Source organism: Collinsella sp. AF16-8, from assembly GCF_003462695.1.
GTDB lineage: Bacteria > Actinomycetota > Coriobacteriia > Coriobacteriales > Coriobacteriaceae > Collinsella.
The window spans coordinates 64,567-83,735 of the sequence record NZ_QRXX01000005.1; the positions used below are offsets into that span (position 1 = coordinate 64,567).

The 19,169-nt window shown below is 61.5% G+C and carries 17 protein-coding genes; 1 reads left to right on the top strand and 16 read right to left on the bottom strand.

Annotation, left to right across the window (positions count from 1 at the left end; translation table 11 throughout):
• Positions 1-16: 16 nt before the first annotated feature.
• From yajC to tmk, 15 genes are all read right to left on the bottom strand, one after another.
• Entirely contained in the window at positions 17-298 is a 282-nt protein-coding gene (yajC, locus tag DWW73_RS05660; RefSeq protein WP_117583566.1) for a preprotein translocase subunit YajC, read from the bottom strand.
• Positions 298-741, bottom strand: coding sequence for a PTS sugar transporter subunit IIA (locus tag DWW73_RS05665; RefSeq protein WP_022094613.1), 444 nt, complete (start codon positions 739-741; stop codon positions 298-300). The genes yajC and DWW73_RS05665 overlap by 1 nt, the downstream gene beginning before the upstream one ends.
• Before the next feature lie 630 nt (positions 742-1,371).
• A complete protein-coding gene (locus DWW73_RS05670; RefSeq protein ID WP_117778982.1) occupies positions 1,372-2,454 on the bottom strand; it encodes a hypothetical protein in 1,083 nt (360 codons plus the stop codon).
• Positions 2,455-2,580: 126 nt separating this feature from the next.
• Complete coding sequence (locus DWW73_RS05675) at positions 2,581-3,666, bottom strand: isocitrate/isopropylmalate dehydrogenase family protein (RefSeq protein WP_117778983.1); 1,086 nt, start codon at positions 3,664-3,666, stop codon at positions 2,581-2,583.
• A gap of 6 nt (positions 3,667-3,672) precedes the next feature.
• Positions 3,673-4,371 (bottom strand): HEAT repeat domain-containing protein, encoded by a 699-nt coding sequence (locus tag DWW73_RS05680; RefSeq protein WP_117778984.1) that lies wholly within the window; start codon positions 4,369-4,371, stop codon positions 3,673-3,675.
• A gap of 15 nt (positions 4,372-4,386) precedes the next feature.
• Entirely contained in the window at positions 4,387-4,815 is a 429-nt protein-coding gene (locus DWW73_RS05685) for a hypothetical protein (RefSeq protein WP_055310425.1), read from the bottom strand.
• 5 nt (positions 4,816-4,820) lie between these two features.
• Positions 4,821-5,900, bottom strand: coding sequence for an NAD(P)-dependent oxidoreductase (locus tag DWW73_RS05690; protein WP_117778985.1), 1,080 nt, complete (start codon positions 5,898-5,900; stop codon positions 4,821-4,823).
• 98 nt (positions 5,901-5,998) lie between these two features.
• Positions 5,999-6,952: a DegV family protein gene (locus DWW73_RS05695; RefSeq protein ID WP_089572413.1), complete on the bottom strand. Its 954-nt coding sequence runs from the start codon at positions 6,950-6,952 to the stop codon at positions 5,999-6,001.
• A 79-nt stretch (positions 6,953-7,031) separates the two neighbouring features.
• Positions 7,032-7,616 carry a ribosome hibernation-promoting factor, HPF/YfiA family gene (hpf, locus tag DWW73_RS05700; protein WP_055285508.1) on the bottom strand — a complete coding sequence of 195 codons (585 nt, stop codon included), beginning with the start codon at positions 7,614-7,616 and terminating at the stop codon, positions 7,032-7,034.
• A 317-nt stretch (positions 7,617-7,933) separates the two neighbouring features.
• Positions 7,934-8,926 (bottom strand): ABC transporter substrate-binding protein, encoded by a 993-nt coding sequence (locus DWW73_RS05705; RefSeq protein ID WP_233509133.1) that lies wholly within the window; start codon positions 8,924-8,926, stop codon positions 7,934-7,936.
• Positions 8,927-9,677: 751 nt separating this feature from the next.
• Complete coding sequence (locus tag DWW73_RS05710) at positions 9,678-10,787, bottom strand: hypothetical protein (protein ID WP_117778987.1); 1,110 nt, start codon at positions 10,785-10,787, stop codon at positions 9,678-9,680.
• A 10-nt stretch (positions 10,788-10,797) separates the two neighbouring features.
• The gene (locus DWW73_RS05715; RefSeq protein ID WP_233509134.1) at positions 10,798-11,604 is read right to left on the bottom strand and encodes a ComF family protein; all 807 of its coding nucleotides are present in this window, start codon (positions 11,602-11,604) and stop codon (positions 10,798-10,800) included.
• A 102-nt stretch (positions 11,605-11,706) separates the two neighbouring features.
• Positions 11,707-13,407: a regulatory iron-sulfur-containing complex subunit RicT gene (locus DWW73_RS05720; protein ID WP_117778988.1), complete on the bottom strand. Its 1,701-nt coding sequence runs from the start codon at positions 13,405-13,407 to the stop codon at positions 11,707-11,709.
• Entirely contained in the window at positions 13,398-14,525 is a 1,128-nt protein-coding gene (locus DWW73_RS05725) for an ATP-binding protein (RefSeq protein WP_117778989.1), read from the bottom strand. Before DWW73_RS05725 ends, DWW73_RS05720 begins: the two co-directional genes overlap by 10 nt.
• A 1-nt stretch (position 14,526) precedes the next feature.
• Complete coding sequence (tmk, locus tag DWW73_RS05730; protein ID WP_117778990.1) at positions 14,527-15,210, bottom strand: dTMP kinase; 684 nt, start codon at positions 15,208-15,210, stop codon at positions 14,527-14,529.
• A 239-nt stretch (positions 15,211-15,449) separates the two neighbouring features.
• On the opposite strand from tmk, the gene DWW73_RS05735 reads away from it, so the two are divergent.
• Positions 15,450-16,433 carry a zinc-ribbon domain-containing protein gene (locus tag DWW73_RS05735; protein ID WP_117778991.1) on the top strand — a complete coding sequence of 328 codons (984 nt, stop codon included), beginning with the start codon at positions 15,450-15,452 and terminating at the stop codon, positions 16,431-16,433.
• 142 nt (positions 16,434-16,575) lie between these two features.
• On the opposite strand, the gene DWW73_RS05740 is transcribed toward DWW73_RS05735, so the two are convergent.
• The gene (locus DWW73_RS05740) at positions 16,576-19,152 is read right to left on the bottom strand and encodes a DNA topoisomerase I (RefSeq protein WP_117565015.1); all 2,577 of its coding nucleotides are present in this window, start codon (positions 19,150-19,152) and stop codon (positions 16,576-16,578) included.
• Positions 19,153-19,169 lie beyond the last annotated feature (17 nt).

Genomic DNA, 19,169 nt, shown 5'->3' on the forward strand with positions numbered 1-19,169 from the left:
TGATTGCTGACGACAGTTACTTGATCTCCTGAATCGCGTAACGCGAAACATCTACAACGGCGCCGGATCGGACTTTGATCTGGACCTTCTCGCCTTCGATGCCTTTGACGGTTCCGTAGATACCGCCGGCGAAAAGAACCTCCTGACCCGGCTTGAGCTCCGTGTGCAGCTCCTTGAAGTACTTCTGCTTCTTCTTCATGTTGATTTGCGACCAGATGGTGTAAATCAAGCCCATGATGACAAGCAGGCCCAATAGAGCGACCGAAGAGCTCAGGACGCTGGCTCCGAAATCGGCCATTAGATGCCGTCCTCGTCGCCGAAGATATCCTCTTCATCGGAGCCGGCAACGGATGCGACCGTCTGGGCGGTGATGCCCGTCTGGCCAACGGTCACGGCCTGCTCGCCAAGTTCGGCGAGCGTGGCGTTGCCGCGGAGGAACAGAAGCTCAATAACCATGGGAAGGTTGGTGCCGGTCAGGACCTCAACGTTGTCGACATCCTGGGCAATCATCATTGCCTGGTTGAACGGGGTACCACCAAGCAGGTCGGTAAAGACGAGCACGCCATCGCACTCCTCGCGCATGGCGGTAATAGCGGCGCGGAGATCCTCACCGTAGGAAGCAGCCTGGTCGCCCTCAAAAGGAACGACGGTAAAAGCGGGCTGGTCGCCAGCGACCATAGCGATAGCGCTTGCGAGGCCGGGTGCGAACTGTCCATGACCGGTAAGAATAAAGCCAACCATTCAAATTTCCCTTCCGAAGGTGTGTACGATCTGAGTCCGATAGTTTTCGGAAGCCAACGGGCAATCGCCCTTAAAGCTTCTTGGAAAGCGTTCTTTGAGAACCAGTGGTCTCTCAACTGGTAGTAACCACGTGACGTGTTGTTGTCACTATATCACCACAGAAGAGGTTGCTTTCGTTGATTCAAACAGTAAAACGTTTTTGCACCGTTCACGGTAAAAAATCGACCGTTTACCGCTCGTTAACACTTCTACCTGCGGTTTTGAAACAGTATCGAAATACTTTGACGAAAGATCGGAACCTTTTCTGTGTCTAAACAACGCAGGGTGGCTAAAAATGGCGTGTAGAAAAATTGCAGGTCATTGTGAAGATTTGCGAATTGGTCTTTTTGACTTAATACCAGTAAGAACCAGTTTCGATATTATCGGTGAACGGTAGTTTTCGACCGTTCACCGGTTATTTGCAATCGTTTACGGCCGTTTTCCCGGATGAATTGAGGATACCCGATGAAGCACTTGCGCGGGCGCAAGTCCTATCCTAGTGGTTTCGGTAACAAAATGCCCGCTAGAACGTTGTCGTTCTAGCGGGCTTAATCAGGTAGATCGGTTAGCGCGCAGTAGTGCAGACAGATCTTACGCAAACAGGCCGTAGATGCTGATGTTTGCCTTGGCGTAGAGGCCGTTAGCATACTCGGTCCACTTGGAGCTGGCGCTCGAGGCCTGCGAAGAGTACTGCTGGTAGGCGGTGTAATAGGCGGTCATGGCCTGCTTATAGGTTGCGCTATCGGCGGTAAAGGCATCGTTAGCGAAGGCCTTAGCGTAGGTGCTGTTCTCGTCCTTCCAGGTGCCCTTCGAGCTATCCCACTCGTCACCGGCAAGGTTGATGATGTAATCGGCGTAATCCTTGCTCGCGGTGTCCTCGTTGCCGTCAGAAGGCTCGGTCGGAGCGGTTGGCATGCTTGCGGAACTGTCGCCGACCTTCTTCTTGTAGAGCTTCTGCAGCGTCGCGGACTGGCGGACAATCTGCTTGGCCTGGTCCTTGGACACCCCGTACTGCGTGGCCATGGTCTTGTAGTCGGAGGTGCCGATGGAATCCTCGGCGTACTGCTTCATTTCCTTGGAAGAAACGGTAATGCCCTCGTCCTCGGCAGCGTCCAGCAGGATCTTGTTGCGCACGTAGGACAGGATAACGTCGGCAGACGGAGCGGTGTAGTTGCCATCGCTATCCTTGACGGTGTCGAGGCTGTACTGGCTCTCGATAGCCTCGCGCGCGGTGATATCGCTCTTCTTGCCGTTGTAGCTATAGCTTGCCACGGTCGAATCGAGCTGGTCCTCGGTGAGGGTCGACGAGCCGACACCCTTGCCGCCAAAGCCGCCATTGCCAATAAAGAAGCCGACCACCGCAGCAATCACGATGGCGACCACAAAGGCGGCAATCATCGTCTTCTTGTGCTTGGATGCATGGTCGTCCGCGTCGGAGTCGTCCTCGTCTTGCTCCTCGGGCATGAGGTTCTCGTCGGCGGCGTCCGCGGCGATCTTTGCCTCCAGGCGAGCGTCCTCCTCCTCGGCGGTCGTGCCGGCAGCAATGTGCTCGGCAGACGTGCCGGCGACCAGGTCGATCTTCTCGTCCTCATCACCGTCGGGGCCTTCGCCGCGCTCGATGATCTGGATGCCGTCGATCTCGTCCTTCTCGTCCTTCTTTTGAATCAGACCCATATCAGTTACTCCTTGTTAGGAAACATAGTCCGCAATAGAATACGCCCGACGGAGCGCCGGGCGTATTCATTCTTAGGTTATACGCAAACACTTAAGTACTATTTAGGCGTTTGCAGCCTGCATGCCTTAGACCAGGTGCGCGATAACGGCATCGGCAAAGGCCTGCGTGCCCACGGCACCCTCAACGGAGCCGGTCTGGGCACGACGCACGTCGCCGGTAACCTGCTCGCCCTCGTCGAGCGTGGCAGAGACGGCGGCACGAATGCGATTGGCCGCGTCGTTCTCGCCTAGGTGATCGAGCATCATCGCGGCAGAGAGAATCTCGGCCGTGGGGTTGGCGATATCCTGACCAGCGATATCGGGCGCGGAGCCGTGCGTGGCCTCAAAGATGGCGCAGTCGGCACCGATGTTGGAGCCGGGGGCCATCCCTAAGCCGCCCACCAGGCCGGCGCACAGGTCGCTCACGATGTCGCCGTACAGGTTGGGCAGCACCAGCACATCGAAGTCATTGGGGTTCTGGACCAGGCCCATGCAGGTGGCGTCGACGATCTTGTCGTTGAACTCGATATCGGGATAGCCCGCGGCCACCTCGCGCGCAACGCGCAGGAACAGGCCGTCGGTCGCCTTCATGATATTGGCCTTGTGCACGGCCGTCACCTTTTTGCGGCCGCAACGGCGGGCGTACTCAAAGGCGTACTCCACAATGCGGCGGCTCTTGGCGATGGAGATGGGCTTGATCGAGATGGCGGAATCCGCGGCGAAGGTCTTCTGACCCGAGCGCTCGACGAGCTGCGAAAGCTCCTCGACCTCGGCAGCGCCCTCATCGAACTCGATACCGGCGTAGAGGTCCTCGGTGTTCTCGCGCACGATGACCAGGTCGACGTCGCGGAAGCGCGAGCCGTCGCCCGGCTGCGACAGGCAGGGGCGCACGCAGGCGTACAGGTCGAAGTGCTTACGCAGGGCAACATTGACGCTGCGGAAGCCCGTACCGACCGGCGTGGTGATGGGGCCCTTGATGGCAACCTTGGTCTCGGCGACCGCATCGAGGACGTGCTGGGGCAGCGGCGTACCAAACTCGTCCATGACGCCGGCACCGGCCTCCTGGACATTCCAGTTAATCTGGACACCGGTGGCCTCGACCACGCGGCGCATGGCCTGCGTGATCTCGGGACCGATACCGTCACCGGGAATCAGGACTACATCGTGCGCCATAATCTGTTACTCCTCGTCTTCGGCGTCGTCAGATTTTTTAACGCTAGCACGCTTCTTCTTTTTGGAGAGATCCAGGCCAAAACGTTTAACAAGCATTTCGCAAATCTCGCTCGAACGGGCCTTGAGATAGCTGCCCTTGCCGTTCTCGGCATCGAACTTAAGGCGCAGCGCGAGCTTCTCGGCGACCTCGGCGTCGATCTCGCCCTGGCAAAACTCGTACAGGCAACCGAGCATGTCGCGATACTCAAGGTCGCCGTGGTAGCACTGGATGGCCTCGTCCAGGATGGGCCAAGCTTCGCGCGAACGCTCGATGCTCGTGGCACCCCACACGCACAGCAGGCGGAAGGCGGCATAGCGCAGCGTGGAGGAGATCTCGTCGAACAGTGCGGTCTCGGCGCCCTCAAAGGCATCGCCCAGCTGCTCGGGGCAGGTGGTGGCGAGCGCCGTCAGGGCATCGAGGGCCTCCCAGCGGGTCTGCGCCTCGGGGCGGTCGAGCGCCTCGATCAGCGCGGGTACGCAGGGCTCGACGCGCTGCGGATCGCGCTCGGCAAGCAGGTGCAGCACGCGGGCGGCAAACTGGCGGATGCGGCGCGTGGGGCAGCCGAGCTCCTGGACCAGACGGTCGACGGCGTTCTCGTTCTCCTCTGCCAGCTGGAGCTGTGCCAGCTCCTCGTCGGTGAGCTGTTCGTCTTTGTTTTCTGCCATAGTTACCTCTTCTTACTATTTCTTAGCGTGCTTGCCAGCACCCTTGCTGTCATCGGTGACCGAGATGAGCTGTCGGTCGGCCGCGCCATTGCGACGTGCGCGGCGGCGCTCCTCGGCGTCGCCCGCGTCGGCGGCGGCGCGATGAGCCTTGTTGACGTTAAAGACCTCGTCGTGCTTGCGCCACGGACCGACGGACTCGCCAAAGCTCATCTTAAGGCCTGCGATAAAGCCGCCGAGCCAGCCGATCGGCGCAAACTGCACCAGGGGGAACAGCGAGAACACCCAGGTCAGCAGGACGACTGCCGCCGCTCCCGCAAAGTTGGCAATCCAGTAGTCGCGCTTGGTGATGACGCGCTTTTCGCACGCCCACTGACCGCACAAAAAGCCGATGTAGATCGCAAAGAGAAAGAGCACCAGCGCAAGCACCACGAACGTCCAGCTCATGGGCGCTACTCCTCGTGATGGTGGCCGCAGCAGCACTCGTGGCCGTCATCATGGCCGTGGCCGCCGCAGCACTCGTGGTCCTCGCCGTGATGGTGGCCGCAACCGCACTCATGGTCGTCGCCGTGCTCGCCGCAACCGCAACCGTCCTCGTGGGCACCGTGCTCCTCGGGGCGATACTGCGACCAGTCCAGACCGGCGGCGATGGCGTCGGCCTCCTCCTTGTAGAGGACCGTGATGGCCTGGGTGCCCAGCTTGGCGCCACCGATGGCGTCAAGCATGTCGTAGAGCGTAAAGGCCACGTCGGCGCCGGGCAGCGCGAGCTCGCGGTCATCGGCGTAGGCGAGCGCCAGACGCAGGTCCTTAATGAAGTGCTCGACCATAAAGCCGGGCTTGTAGTCGCCGTTGAGCGCCTTGGGGGCCAGGCTCTCCATGGCGCCGGACTTGCCGGTGCCGCCCAGGATCATCTGGCGGGTCTTCTCCAGGTCAAGGCCGCTCAGCTCGGCAAATGCCATGGCGTCGGCCATGCCGACCATGCAGGCGCCCAGCGACACCTGGTTGGCGAGCTTGGCAGCCTGGCCCTTGCCAGCGCCGTCGAAGCAGCAGATGTTGGCCGCAAAGGTGGCAAGGATATCGCGGACCGGCGCGATGTCGTTCTCGGTGGCGCCCACGATAGCCGTGAGCGTGCCGGCGATAGCACCAGACTCGCCGCCGGTGACGGGGCAGTCAAACGCCATGCGGCCGGAAACCTGGGCGGCCTCGGCAATGTCGCGCGCCAGCTCGGGGGAGCTCGTGGTGAGGTCGATCAGCACCGCGCCCGGCTTGGTGCACGCGAGCAGGCCGTCGCCCGCCAGGTAGAGCTCCTCGACCTCGGAGGGATAGCCCACCATGGTAAAGACGACGTCGGCGTTCGCCACGGCATCTGCCGGCGTATCGGCCCAGACGGCACCGCGCTCGATAAGCGCCGCCGCCTTGGACTTAGTGCGGTTGTTGACCGTGACGGGATAGCCGGCGTCCAGAATGTGGCCGGCGATGGGGGCACCCATGATTCCGGTGCCGATAAATGCGACAGAGAGCTTGTTTGCCATGAAGCCTTTCCTTTTGGGTTGGGTGTTATTACCAGGTTGAATACTCGGTGCCAGCGTTTGGGCTGTGAGTTGGGATCGATTACGGCCGCGTTACTTGCCTACTGACCGCGCACGCGGCGGGCGATGCGGTCGGAAAGCGACGCCTTGTCGGCGCGGTTCTTACCCCAAAACGCGCAGGCCACCATGCCGGGGCCCACGTGCGAGCCGATGGTAGGACCGACGGAGCTGCGAATGATCGTGACGTCGGCGCAGCCCTCCTCCTTGCGGATGGCGGCTTCGAGCCAGTCGCCGTCCTTTTCGGCATCGGCCGTCATAATGGCGATGGGCATGGTGCGATCGGGCACATAGTTCTCGCGGAACGACTTGAGAATGGACTTGAGCGCCTTCTTGCGACCGCGGTTGACGCCGATCAGCGACAGCGAGCCGGCCAGGTCGTAGGACAGCTCGGGTTTGACGTCGAGCTTTGCCGTGAGCTGTGCCGCCGCGGGCGGAATGCGGCCGCCGGCAGCCAGCGCGTCAAAGCTCTCGAGCGTAAAGTAACCGTGGACATAGGTTTTGGCCTCGTTTGCCCAGTCGACCAGCTGCTTGGCGGTAAGTCCCGCCGAGCGTTGACGGACGGCCTCGAGCGCCAAGAGCTCGCCGGTCGCGCAGGGCAGGGCGTTGTCGACCACGTACAGCTCAAAGTTGGGATACTCGGCGCGCACGGCGTCCGCCGCCTGGCACGCGGAGTTGTAGCTCGACGACAGCGCCGAGGTAAAGCACAGGTAGACCGTGGGCGTACCCTCTTTGGCGCACTCGGTAAAGAACTCGATATAGCGACCGAGCGACACAGCCGAGGTGGACACGCGGGCACCGGCGCGCATGCGATCGTAGAACTCCTTGGGTGTGATGCTCGACCAGATGTCATCCGTGCGCTCCTCGCCATCGATAATGAAGGGGAAACCCAAGATATCGACATCGAGGTTCGCGGCGACCTCGGGGCTAAAGTCGCAGCAGGTATCGACGACGATGCGGCAACGGTCCGAATGACCGGCGGATGCGGCCTTGTCCATCAAAGCGACTCCTTACGTAAAAAGGCGGCCACCCGCATGGGATGGCCGCCAACCGTTAACTCATGCAAGTTAACGTATTTTACTCGTCAAGTGTTTCGATACGGGGCTTGATGATGCCATATCCACCATTCTTACGGTGATACACCACATTGATGAGGCCAGTCGTCGCGTTCTCGAACACGTAGAAGTCGTGGCCCAGCAGATCGGTCTGCACCAGCGCCTGCTCCTCAGTCATCGGGGTGACATCGATGACCTTCTCGCGGACGAGCAGGTCGTCGTCCTCCTCGGGCAGCAGCAGGTCGGCCAGATCCTCGACACGCTCGACCGGTGCAACATCCGCTGCGCTGGCACCACCCTGGCGGTTGTCCACGACCTTGGTCTTGAACTTGCGCAGCTGGCGGGTGACCTTATCGGCGGAGAGGTCGATGGCGGCGTACATATCTGCACCGTGCTCGGCAACGCGAATCACCGAACCGCGGGCGCGAACCGTAACCTCGACGATTGCCGGGTTGGGGTTCGAGGGGTTCTTCTCATAGCGAAGTACAACGTCGACCGTCATGGGCTCGATATCGAAAACCTTGAGCGCCTCGCCGATCTTCTCATCCACATGCGCACGCAGAGCATCGGTTACCGTCGTCTTGCGTCCAGAAACCTTGATATCCATACGTGGCTCCAATCTGCCTCGGGGACTTACTGTACTGGCTATGTACCCATTGCCGTGCATTTAATCACGCGGATTCCCAAAGACCCGAATAACGATTGCTTGATACCGCATACCGAAGTCTCGCACTTTTCTGTGGCAAAGTGCGCTATAGAAGGGAGCCGACGGCTTTGTATTTGGTCCCGAAAATTGGCTTTGACCTGCTGGTTTTATAGGGATGAAAAAGCCGGGCTCCCCTATTGGGGAAGCCCGGCAGTGCGTGTTGAAACCGTGAAGAGGCGTCTCTCCTAGCGCATAGGAGACGCCACCCCTAGCAATAACTAGCTATTAAGCTTGTTAATGTCGTCGTCGGTGATGGTGTCTTCCTGGCTGGACGATTTGTCTTCGGAGGGTGCGGTCTCATTGTTGGAATCGGAGGATTCGCTGCCGGAGGATGCGGAGCCAGACGACTGAAGGTTGACACCAGATACTGTCTTAGTGGTGAGGTCGTAGGGCATCGTGCCATACCAGACGCAGTGGACTGCCTCGAGCGTACCGTCGACCGTGATGCCGTCGAGGGCATCGCTCACGGCACGGCACAGTTCGTCATTGGACGAGAGGCCCGCAACACCAAGCGTCGAGGGCGCCTCGAGCGCACCGACATAGGAGATCTCGCTCATCAGGCGTGCAAGGTAGCCGCCGGCCGTGGAGTCGCAGATCACATAGTCGACTTCGCCGGACTCGAGCGCCTCAAAGCACTCGTTGATGTTGGAGTAAGTCTTTTGGTTGGCGGTGATGCTCTGCTTAGCAAGCGCCTCCTGCGAGGCCGAGGACATCTGGATACCCAGAGTAGACGTGTTAAGGGTATCGGTGGAAACGCTTAGCGACCCACCATCGCTGGTTTTACCGAACACGGAAGCGGCATCGTACAGGCAGGTGCCGAGCGAGCTAACGTCCCCATCCGTGGAGTTGATCTCGCCGATAAAGATATCAGCCTTTTTGTCGCCGAGCGCGGAACCTGCCGAGGACGCATCGACAAAGGCGACCTTAAGGCCCATGCGGCTTGCGAGGGCGCGGGCAGCGTCGACTGCATACCCCGTGAGCTCGCCGTCAGCGCTCTGCATGGCCTGCGGCGCATCGGAGGTATCGAGGGCAACCGTCAGGGTACCGGGAGTGACCAGGGCATCATCCGACACCGTGGGCGTGACGGTCTCGTACTCGATCTGGTCGATCGTGGGAGTCGTGAACGCAGACAGCGGGTTGAACGCGCATCCGCTCAGGCCCAAAACGGCGATGACCGCCGCGGTCCCAGCACCTAACCGAGCCGCGTGCATCAAGCTGCCCCTCACCATGTCCACTACCCTGCCTTCTGTGTCGTATACGATCCGTGCGTTGCACGAAATATCAGATTGTTCCCACCAGCTGACCTGGTATTTGACCCCACACTTGCGCACCGGGGTGTTTGCTCGGGAGGCCGCAGCCACCTTCACGACTGGCCCGCTCGCCCGCGAGGCGGTATTGCCCCAAAGAAAGTAGAACGGACGGTGCGGCTTACATCTAGGACGCGCCATGATCGCGCCGCGCGCACGCGGTCGCTTACGTGGATCCCTTTGACCGCGTCTGTCTTGGACTAGGACGGGCATTTCGTCCGTCCGCAACCACAGCCTGGTAGGAACGTAGCGCATTATAGCTAAGTTCAAGCTAAAGTTTAAGGTTAGGGGCGTCATTCGCATCGCGAGTACAGATTTTGCAGGTCGGAGTGGGCTATTCGTGCCCCTATGAAGCCCGGAGCTCCCCTACGGGGAGCTCCGGGGCGCCCTTCTTAGGGTGCCCTGGTCAAAATATGGCAAATATGAGTACTGCCACCAATTTAGTAACAGGCAATTTTGGCCTCTCGGACAGATTTTGCGCTCAGTGTCGCCAACCTGATGCTTAGTTATTCTACATTTGTTTATTATTTTCTTACTTTACACCGCCTCCAAGTCCTAAATTCCTTGATTTTGCTGTTACTGATTTAGTGACAGTACTCATATTTGCCATATTTTGGCCAGGGCATATGATTAACCCCCTATTTTCGACACGATATTAGACCGGCTTAAGCCCAAAACACACCCGCAGCGTGTTAAGCAACGCCTCTTGCTTCTTTCTGCGGGCATCGACGCGATTCCGGTACCGCTTTCGCATACGCTGGTGGATGCGCCATGCGAGCGCTTCCATCGCTTCCATGTCGCAAAGCATTTCGTTGTTGACCGTTGCGACCTCGATTCCCATAGTAATCAAGCCCGTGTTGCGTTTTTCATCATGGATACGTCCCCTCCGAGAGGAATGGCCCAGCTCACCGTTGTATTCCAGGTCAAACCGGGCCGCTTCTTGATACGCATCGCAAACTGCATGAGGCATCCCCGAGATTGCCTGCGCACGGTCATCGAACTCGATCTTGTAGTCGGTCTTAAAAGGTCCGCAGGCAAACCCGCCATAGGAAAACGGAAGCGAAAACAGAGCGAGCATGATGCACTCCATGGGCGAGAGCAGGTTTTCTGACAAGTAGGGACACAGACGCTGCAATTGTTTGGCCGTGCTTCCCTTGCATGTCGTAAGGTAATCTGCCAGGCGATCGGGCGTCAGCACCGGTTCGACTTCAAAGTAGCCCACGTCTGCTGGCTGGTCCTTGTCCTTTGCAAGTTTATTCGTAACAGGCGAGGTGTAGGGAGGCAGATACTTCCCGCGGTCGCTCAGTGAAATCTTAGAGCACAGCTCCTGGGCCAGGGCAAACGCCTGGATGCAGCCGACCTCGCGCGCAACGGCAACACAAAGGGCCTCGGGAGATAGGCTGTACACCCCCGGTTCCACCTCTAGAATCGAGCCGGCGGGCAACCCGGAACACACGGACCAGCCTACGCCAGGCATGCGGCGGCGCTGCGCCGCAGATCCCACCAGCAAGCACAGATCTTCTTGCACCTCGCCACTTTTGGCTCCAATTCGCACCAAGTCAGGAAGATAGATATCCTCGGTCGAGGGCGACGACGTGCGCAGCACACGGCGCTCTTCATCGGGATTAAGGTCCTTCCAGCTGATATAGCCCATCTGCCGGCGCTCGGCGCGCATCATGCGCAGCGCTGAAGCGCCTGTTAGGATTACGGAAGCCGCTAGCTGTTCGCCTGTCGGCTCGTTGCGCCGCTCAATCTTCACTGCCACAAAACCACCCCTACCAAACACGTGCGATAGCAAGGCCATCGACTGCCGCAGCGCCGGCACGCTTGAGCTCCGCCGAGGCTGCTGCCATGGTCGCGCCCGTGGTGATAACGTCATCGATAAGCAGTAGGCGGCGGCCGCGCACGTCCTCAACCGTCTCGTACATGCCTTGGGCACGCTCGCGACGCTCCTCACGACCGAGTTCGCGCTGGTCGCCATGCCCGTACTTGACGAGGGCATCGAGCAGGGGAACACCCGACAGCTCGCAAAATGGGCGCGCAATGGCCTCCATATGATCGAAACCACGCCGCCGAAACGCTGCCGCCGTCGCAGGCACAAACACCACCGCATCCGCACCGGACAGCACACCTCCTAAGCGATCGGGCGCTACGACCTGGGCATGCAGGGCGGTGTCGTAGAGCAGCTCCGCCAGATACGGAGCCAGACGTCGCTCGCCCGCATCCTTGTACGCTTTAATGATGCGCGGCAGCGGATGCGCATAGACGGCGCACGCCAGGCAGCGATCGAGCGCCTCCGCCATTGCCGAGGACGTGCCCTCGACCGAACACTCAGTGCACAGCAAATCCCCAAACGGGGCGCCGCATCGGGTGCAGCTATGACGTGGGTCGATGAGCGTGAGCGCAGCCAGGCAGTCTTGGCAAATAAGCGTACCGGCGCGCTCGCAGCCGGCACATCGTGTTGGCGACAATGCCTCGAGCGCCTCGCGTGCCACCCGCTCGGCAAACGGTAGTAATTCGTCCGCAAACGGTAGGGCACCGGCACCCTGCAGACAGCTCAATATGTTCAGATGGCTCTTCACGACACAACCCTCCCTACGTTCGATCGCAGGGAGGGTTGTTGATTCAGCGCTATGGTACCCCGACGCGATTGGGGCAAGGCTGGTTAAATCCGCTCGCGGGCGTTATTCGCCGGCAGGCGGTTGTGGTGCAGACGAAGACGGGGCCGAGCCCTCGCCACCATCCTGGCGCGGCTTGCGGGAACGGCGACGGCGACGGCGCTTTTGACCCTGGTCGGCCGAGCCCTCGCCACCGCGATCCTCGCGCGGCTCGCGCTCGTCGCGAGCGGCGCCACGCGAAGCCTTGGCAGCCGCTCCCCCGCCATCTCCGGGACGACGGCGCGTGACCTTGACCTCGCCATCCGAGACCTGATCGGCAACGGAGGGCACTGAGGGCTTCTGCTGCGCGCCCGAGGAATGGCGACGACGCGGACGCGGTGCGCGCTCCTCCTCGCCACGTGACTTGCCGCCCTTGTCGGCAGGCGCGTCGGAGGCCGAGGCGCCCTTGGAAGCGGCACCAGCCTCGCGAGCAACTGCGGCGCGGAAGGCGTCCTCGCGCTCCTCGCTCGACAGATGACGGCGACGACGGCGCGTGGGGTTCATGCCACCGCCGCGGTTTTGCTGCTGGGGCTGTTGAACCTCGCGCTCGCGAGCTCCGTTCTTGCCGGCGGCTGCGGCCTCGCCGGCATCGGCAGAGCCCGCACGCTTGCGGCGGCGACGGCCACCGGCGGTATCCTCGACCTCAGGCGCCTCGGCCTTGCTGCGGCCCTTTCCGCGGCCACGGCCCTCGCCCTGCCCCTGACCGGCGCGAGCATCGGATTCAGCATCGCGACGACGGCGCTTGGGCATCGACGTACCGGCCAGACGGTCGGCGCTCGACAGGCCATCGCCCACGTCGACGCCGTTCTCGCGGTCGAGCTCCATAAGCGCCAGACGCATCTCGGGCGACTCGATGCGCTCGAGCACGTCGCGCGTCACGCAGTCGGGGCGGCAGTTGCAGCCCTGCTCGGCGGCCTTCTTTTTGCAGCCCTCCGAGCAGGTCATATCGGCCAGGTTGACCTTAAAGACTTTGCCGTTCTCCAGACGCAACACCAGCTGCTCGCGCGGCGTGTCATATTCCTGGATACGCGCCTTGCCGAGCGGCGTATCGATGAGCGTCTTCTTTTTGGGCGCACGGCTCTTAAAGTCCTTGTACGCTTCGAACTCATAGCGCAGGCAGCACATCAGGCGGCCGCAAACGCCGCTGATCTTGGAGGAATTGAGCGGCAGGTCCTGCTCTTTTGCCATGCGGATCGAGACGGGCTCAAACTGTCCGCCAAAGCGCGTGCAGCAGAGCTCCTGGCCGCACTGGGCATAGCCGCCCACCAGGCGAGTCTCGTCGCGCACGCCGATCTGGCGCATGTCGACGCGAATGTGCAGCGTCGAGGACAGATCCTTGACGAGCTGACGAAAATCGACGCGCTCCTCGGCCGCAAAGTAGAACACGGCCTTCTCGCCGCCAAACAGGTACTCGACGCCGACCGGCTTCATCTCGAGGTCGAGTTCTTTGACCAGACGGCGGAAATCGACCATGGCCTCGTCGCCCTGGATGGCAAGATCGTCGGCAAGCTGCAGGTCAATGTCGCTCGCCACGCGCAGCACGGGCTTGAGCGGCTGACCGATCTCGTCTTGCGGCACCTCGAAGGGATCGGCCGTAACCAAGCCGATCTCGGTTCCGCGCTCGGTGGAGCAAATGGCATAATCGGCCTCGAGGATATCCAGGTCCTGCGGGTCAAACCACAGGTCGCGCGAGGCGTAGGTAAACTTAACGGGTACGACTAACGGCATTTCAGTGCCTTCCTGATATCGAACAGCATGACCTCGATGGCCAGCTGGGGAGTAACGTTTCTGGCGATGTTGCGCTCGGCGGTCGCGACCGCCTCGAGCGCCTGGGTGGCACCCGCAACATTGGTCGCGGCGGCAAGCCGACCGATCGTGTCGCGCACATCCTCGTTCACCACGTCGGCCGCCTCGTCCTGAAGTGTCAGCAGCACGTCGCGCATGAGCGTCCGCGCGCTCGCCAGCGCTTCCATGATACCCGAACGCTCGCGCGCGTTGAGTTCGCGCTTGTTGCGGTCCTCAAGCTGCTTCAATGCTCCACGCGACAGGTAGTCGGCGTTTTGCTCGAGTACCTTTTCCTGCGTGGACTTGACCTCGGCAAGCGGCGCCTTGACGGCGACGATGAGCGACTTGGCGCGACTGAGCACGTCGGCCTCGTCGGCGGCAATGAGTGAGTCGATGGCACGGACCATCTGACGGCGGGCGTCCTGGCGCTCGGCGCTCTTAAGAAACTCGATGCCACGCGTGGGGCTTCCCGCCACGGCGACGGCCATGCGACAACGCGCGATATCCTGACCGGTGGCGCGGCTCACGGCCTGCGCGGCGACGGCGGGCGATACCAGCCGAAACGGCACGCACTGGCAACGACTCACGATAGTGGGCAGCATCACGTCGGCCGAGGTGCCCAGCAAGATAAACATAACGCCCTCGGGCGGCTCCTCGAGCGTTTTGAGCAGTGCGTTGGCGGTGTTGGCACGCAGTTGCTCGGCACGGTCGATGATGTAGACCTTGGCCTTGGCACGGATGGGCGCCAGTGGCACGTCATCGAGCAGCTCGCGGGTCTGGGCAATGAGGTAACCCGTGGCGCTCTCGGGCGTGTAATAGTGCACGTCGGGGTGCGTATGGCGGGCGACGCGCACGCAGCTATCGCATGAGCCGCAGCCATCCTGCTCGCACAGGAAGGCTTGGGCGAGCGCCCACGCGGCGTCGAGCTTGCCCGCGCCGGGCGCGCCCAAAAACAGGTAGGCATGCGATGCGCGACCGCTAGCGACGGCATTGGTCAAAAAGTCGCGCACGCGCTCTTGGGTGTCGAGCTTGGCCAGCAGGCTTGCCTGAGCGGGGGCCATGTTACTCGGCCTCCTTGGCAAGCGCGGCGGCGACGGCTTCCCGCGGAATGTCGAGACCGTACGCGCGAACCTGCTCGACCGTCTTCTCGAAGACTTCCTCGACGGTCGTAGTGGCGTCGATGAGCTTTACGCGGTCTGGCTCCTCGGCAGCAATTGCGCAAAAGCCCTGGTAGACACGCTCCTGGAATGCCATGCCTTTTGCCTCCATGCGATCTGCCGCACCACGGGCTGCCATGCGCAGCGCCGCCTGCTCGGGCGTGATGTGATAGACGAGTGTGAGCGCCGGGTGCGTACCCGCGACGGCCAGGTTGTTGGCGTCGCGCACTATCTGGCGATCGAGGCCATCGGCAAACGCCTGGTAGCAGGTCGTGGAATCGTAGAAGCGATCGCACAGGACCACCTTGCCGGCCGCAAGGGCGGGGGCTATGACCTCGTGCACCAACTGGGCGCGCGCCGCCTCGTAGAGCAGCAACTCGCAAGTATCGCCCATCGCCGTGTTGGCGGGGTCGAGCAACAGGGCGCGAATCTTTTCGCTGATGGCAGTGCCACCCGGCTCGCGCAGAGTTACGACCTGATAGCCAGCGAGGTCGAGCGCGCGGGCAAGCAGGCGCGCCTGCGTGGACTTGCCGGCGCCGTCGACGCCCTCGAGCGTGATAAAGCTATGTTGAGCGGGCTCAAAAGCCATGGGCGCAGCCCCTTCCTACAAGGCGCGTAAATGCAGATATATCAACCAAACCATGATACCCCAGTGCTCGACGCGTCCCCAATGGCTAAAGGTGCCTTTCAAAAGTTGCGGTGAAATAGGGACTGATTGAAGCTCTGAGACCGCCAAACAGTCCCTATTTCACCGCAACTTATGATGGGGAATTTTGGATGCTGGGTATAATCGTCGTATTGCATTGAAATGTGGCGAAAGGAGTGGCAATGTCTCGGTATTGCGCCTCGTGCGGCAAGCTTCTTGCAGATGATGCCAAGTTCTGCACCTCGTGCGGTGCACCCGTTGAGCAAACAGCCGCGAGCGATAGCCAGCCCGCTTTTGAGCAGACCGGCTCCCTTGATACGCCGCAAGCCAAGGCGGACGACCCCCTCGCCTATAGCCCCGACCCCGCCGCAAGGACCGAGGCCGTCGAGACCACGCAGCGCATACCCGTCGCGAGCGGCTCGCCCCAACAGCAGCCGGCTCCCGCATACGCGCCCGCTTCGCCACAGACCCCCGCTCCCAAAAGGAGCGGCACCGGGTCGCTTATCGCCGTTATCGTTGTGCTGGTGGCCATCATCATCGCCCTGGTCATCTTCTTTGTGATCAAGCCTTTCGACAACACCGCCACGCAGACGACTGCCGAGGTTACCAAGCTACACCACGATGTTGACGATGACGACCTTAAGCCTCTCGGCGACCCCAATAGCCTTTACGACGATGATGACGATGACGACGAGGATGGCGGCGAAGCAACGCTCTCCGAGCAGAACCTCTACCGTCGCCTGAGCGAATACTACGACCTGCTCGAAGATCTCGACAGCCAGGTCCGTGGCTGCGCGCAGAACTTCAACGGCAACTATCTGGAAGAGGATCGAACCACCCGTCAAAATCTCGCCGACGTCGCCGAGCGCACGGAGGACACCATCGAGCAGTATTACGACATCGTCGAGGACCTGGACGTCCCGACGAGCTCCAAGAACTACAGCTCCTGGAAGGATATCATCGCCCTGTACGACGACCTGGATCACCGCATTGACGCAATCTGTGATGCCTGGGAGATCAGCCTGAAATACGCCAAGCCTGCGGACCACAAGAATGAGATCGTGGCGCCGCTGTCGCGCGACAACGTGGCGGGCACCAATGACAATAAGTACCGCCTAGACTTTGAGGAGCGCTATCCCGGCGCCAAGCCTGTCGAGGTGAACTAGCGCTTTGTCGTTCCCGAGCCGGCAGTTAGGGACGTTCCTAAACTGCCGGCAGAAAAGGAACGTCCCTAACTGCCGGTCAAAAAAACGAGCGAGGATCGCGGGGTCCTCGCTCGTTTTTTTGGGCAATGTTTCGACTGCGCCGTTACTTGTCGGCGGCTGCTTTCTTGGCAGTCGACTTCTTCGCGGTCGTCTTCTTGGCGGCAGTGGCTTTCTTAGCCGTCGTCTTCTTTGCCGTGCTCGCCTTGGTTGTGGTCTTGCGGCCGCGGGCGGGCTTCTTCTCCTTGGTCGGGCAGTCCATGTTCACGCAGATGCGCCACGGACCGCGCGCCGTGTTGACCACCACGATGGGGGCGCCGCACTCGGGGCAGGTCTCGCCCGTCGCCTCGAGCTTGCCGCGCGCCGGAAGCGGATAGCTCACGCCGCAGTCATCGTAGTTGGTGCAACGGATAAAGCGCTTGCCGCTCTTTTCGCTCTTGTGCGCGATCAGGTCGCCATGGCGTCCTGCCTCGGCGCACACCTTGCACTCGCCCACCTTAAGGTCGGGCTCGTAGTTGGTGGGGCACGTGGGGTTCACGCAAATCTCGAAGGCCTTCTGGCGGAACGGCTGGCACTTAATGCGCGGCGCACCGCACTCGGGGCACACGGCCGCCTCGCCCTCGAGCGGGCTTACCTTGACGCCACTCGGCACCGGATAGGTCACATCGCAGTCGGGCCAGCCCATGCAGCCAATGAAGCTGCCGCGGGTCTTGGCGCTCGTCTTCATAACCAGGTCCTTGCCGCACTTGGGGCAGGTACCCACGCGCGCATCGGCCGTGACGGCGTCGCTGATGGCGTCGCCCAGTTCCTGCGTATGTTTGAGCAGCTCGTCGAGCACGCCGGCCAGCAGCGCGCGCGAGTGCGTCACGACATGTTCTTCGGTGTCCTCGCCGCGCTCCACACGGGTCATATCGCCATCGAGCTCGCTGGTCATATCGGGGCTCGTGATGCGCGGGGCAAACTGCGACAGTGCATCGATAATGGCAATACCCAGCTGGCTCGGCTCCACGGGATCGTTTTTGAGGTAGCGCACGGCGTACAGGCGCTCGATGATGCTCGCGCGCGTGGACTTGGTGCCCAGGCCGCGCTTCTCCATCTCCTGCACGAGCTTGCCCTGGCTGTAGCGCGCGGGCGGCTCGGTCTGCTTGGCCTCGAGCTTAATGTCGAACACGTCGACCGTATCACCCTGCTCCAGCGGCGGCATCTGCTCATCGCGCTTGAGTCCGTACGGATACGCCTCGCGGAAGCCCGGAGTCACGAGCACGTCGCCCGAGGCCACGAACGGCTCGCCGTTGACGTCGAGCTCGAGCTTGGTGTTCTCGATGGTCGCAGGACCCATAAGCGTCGCCAGGAAGCGGCGGGCGATGAGGTCGTAGAGCTTGCGCTGGCCGCCATCGAGCGTGGACGGATCGCCCTCGCCCGTGGGATAGATAGGCGGGTGGTCGGTGGTCTCGACTTTGCCGCGCGTGGGCTTCATGGGACCGGCGAGCACCTTTTTGCACACGGGCGCCAGCGCCGGGTTGATCTTTGCCAGGTCGCTTACCACGGCGCCCAGATCGAGCGTCGCGGGGTACACGGTGTTATCGACACGCGGGTAGCTGATGAGACCCGCCATGTAGAGGGACTCGGCGATGCGCATCGTACGCGCAGGCGAGATGCCCTCGGCCGCGGCGGCAGCCTGCAGCGAGGTCGTCGCGAACGGCGTGGGCGGCTGCTGCTTACGCGAACGCTTGGTCACCGCGGCAACGGTTGCCGTCGCAACGCCGTCAACATGGCCGTACGCCGTCACGGCAGCATCCTTGTCGGTAAAGCGCGCTGTCTTGTGCGCGATCTTAAAGCGATCGTCCTCGGCGGCACCCTGCGCGGCACCCATGCCGCGAATCTGCCAATAGTCCTCGGGCACAAACGCCATGCGCTCGCGCTCGCGCTCGACCACCAGGGCAAGCGTCGGTGTCTGCACGCGGCCGGCGGAGCGCACGTTGCCAAAGCCGCCAAACTTGGCGAGCGTCAGATAGCGCGTGAGCACCGCGCCCCAGATAAGGTCGATGTGCTGACGGCTCTCGCCGGCGTCGGCCAGGTTCTGGTCGAGCGAGACGAGATTATCGAAGGCGTGCGTGATCTCGGCCTTGGTAAACGAAGAATACTGGGCACGGGCGACCGGCAAGTCCGGCGCAACCTCGCGCACCTTGTTGAGGGCGTCCGAGCCGATCAGCTCGCCCTCGCGATCGAAGTCCGTAGCGATGATGACGCTGTCGGACTTTTTAGCAAGGTTCTTGAGCGAACGAATGAGTTCCTTCTCGGCCGGTAGCTTAATGACGGGCGCCCAGGTGAGGTAAGGCAGGCTCTCGAGCTTCCAGCCCTTGATGGAAATGCCGTCGGCAAGGAACGGCTTGCGCTTGGTGTCGTAGGGCGGACGAGCCAGGCCATCGGGCATGTCGGCCGGCAGCATCTCGCCGTCCTCGGTAACCGAATACCAGCCCAGCTTTTTATCAAACAGCACGCTGTCGCAAAAATCGGGCGCGAGGATGTGACCGGCAAGACCGATCGTCACGCACTCCTCGCCTTTCCACTCAAAACGGTAGATGGCGGTGTTGTACACCTTGTCCTTTTTGGGCTTGCCCGTGGACAGCCGCTCGGCGATCTGACGCGCGGCGTCGTTTTTCTCGGCGATGATGAGCTTCAAAAGAGGCTCCTATCTCA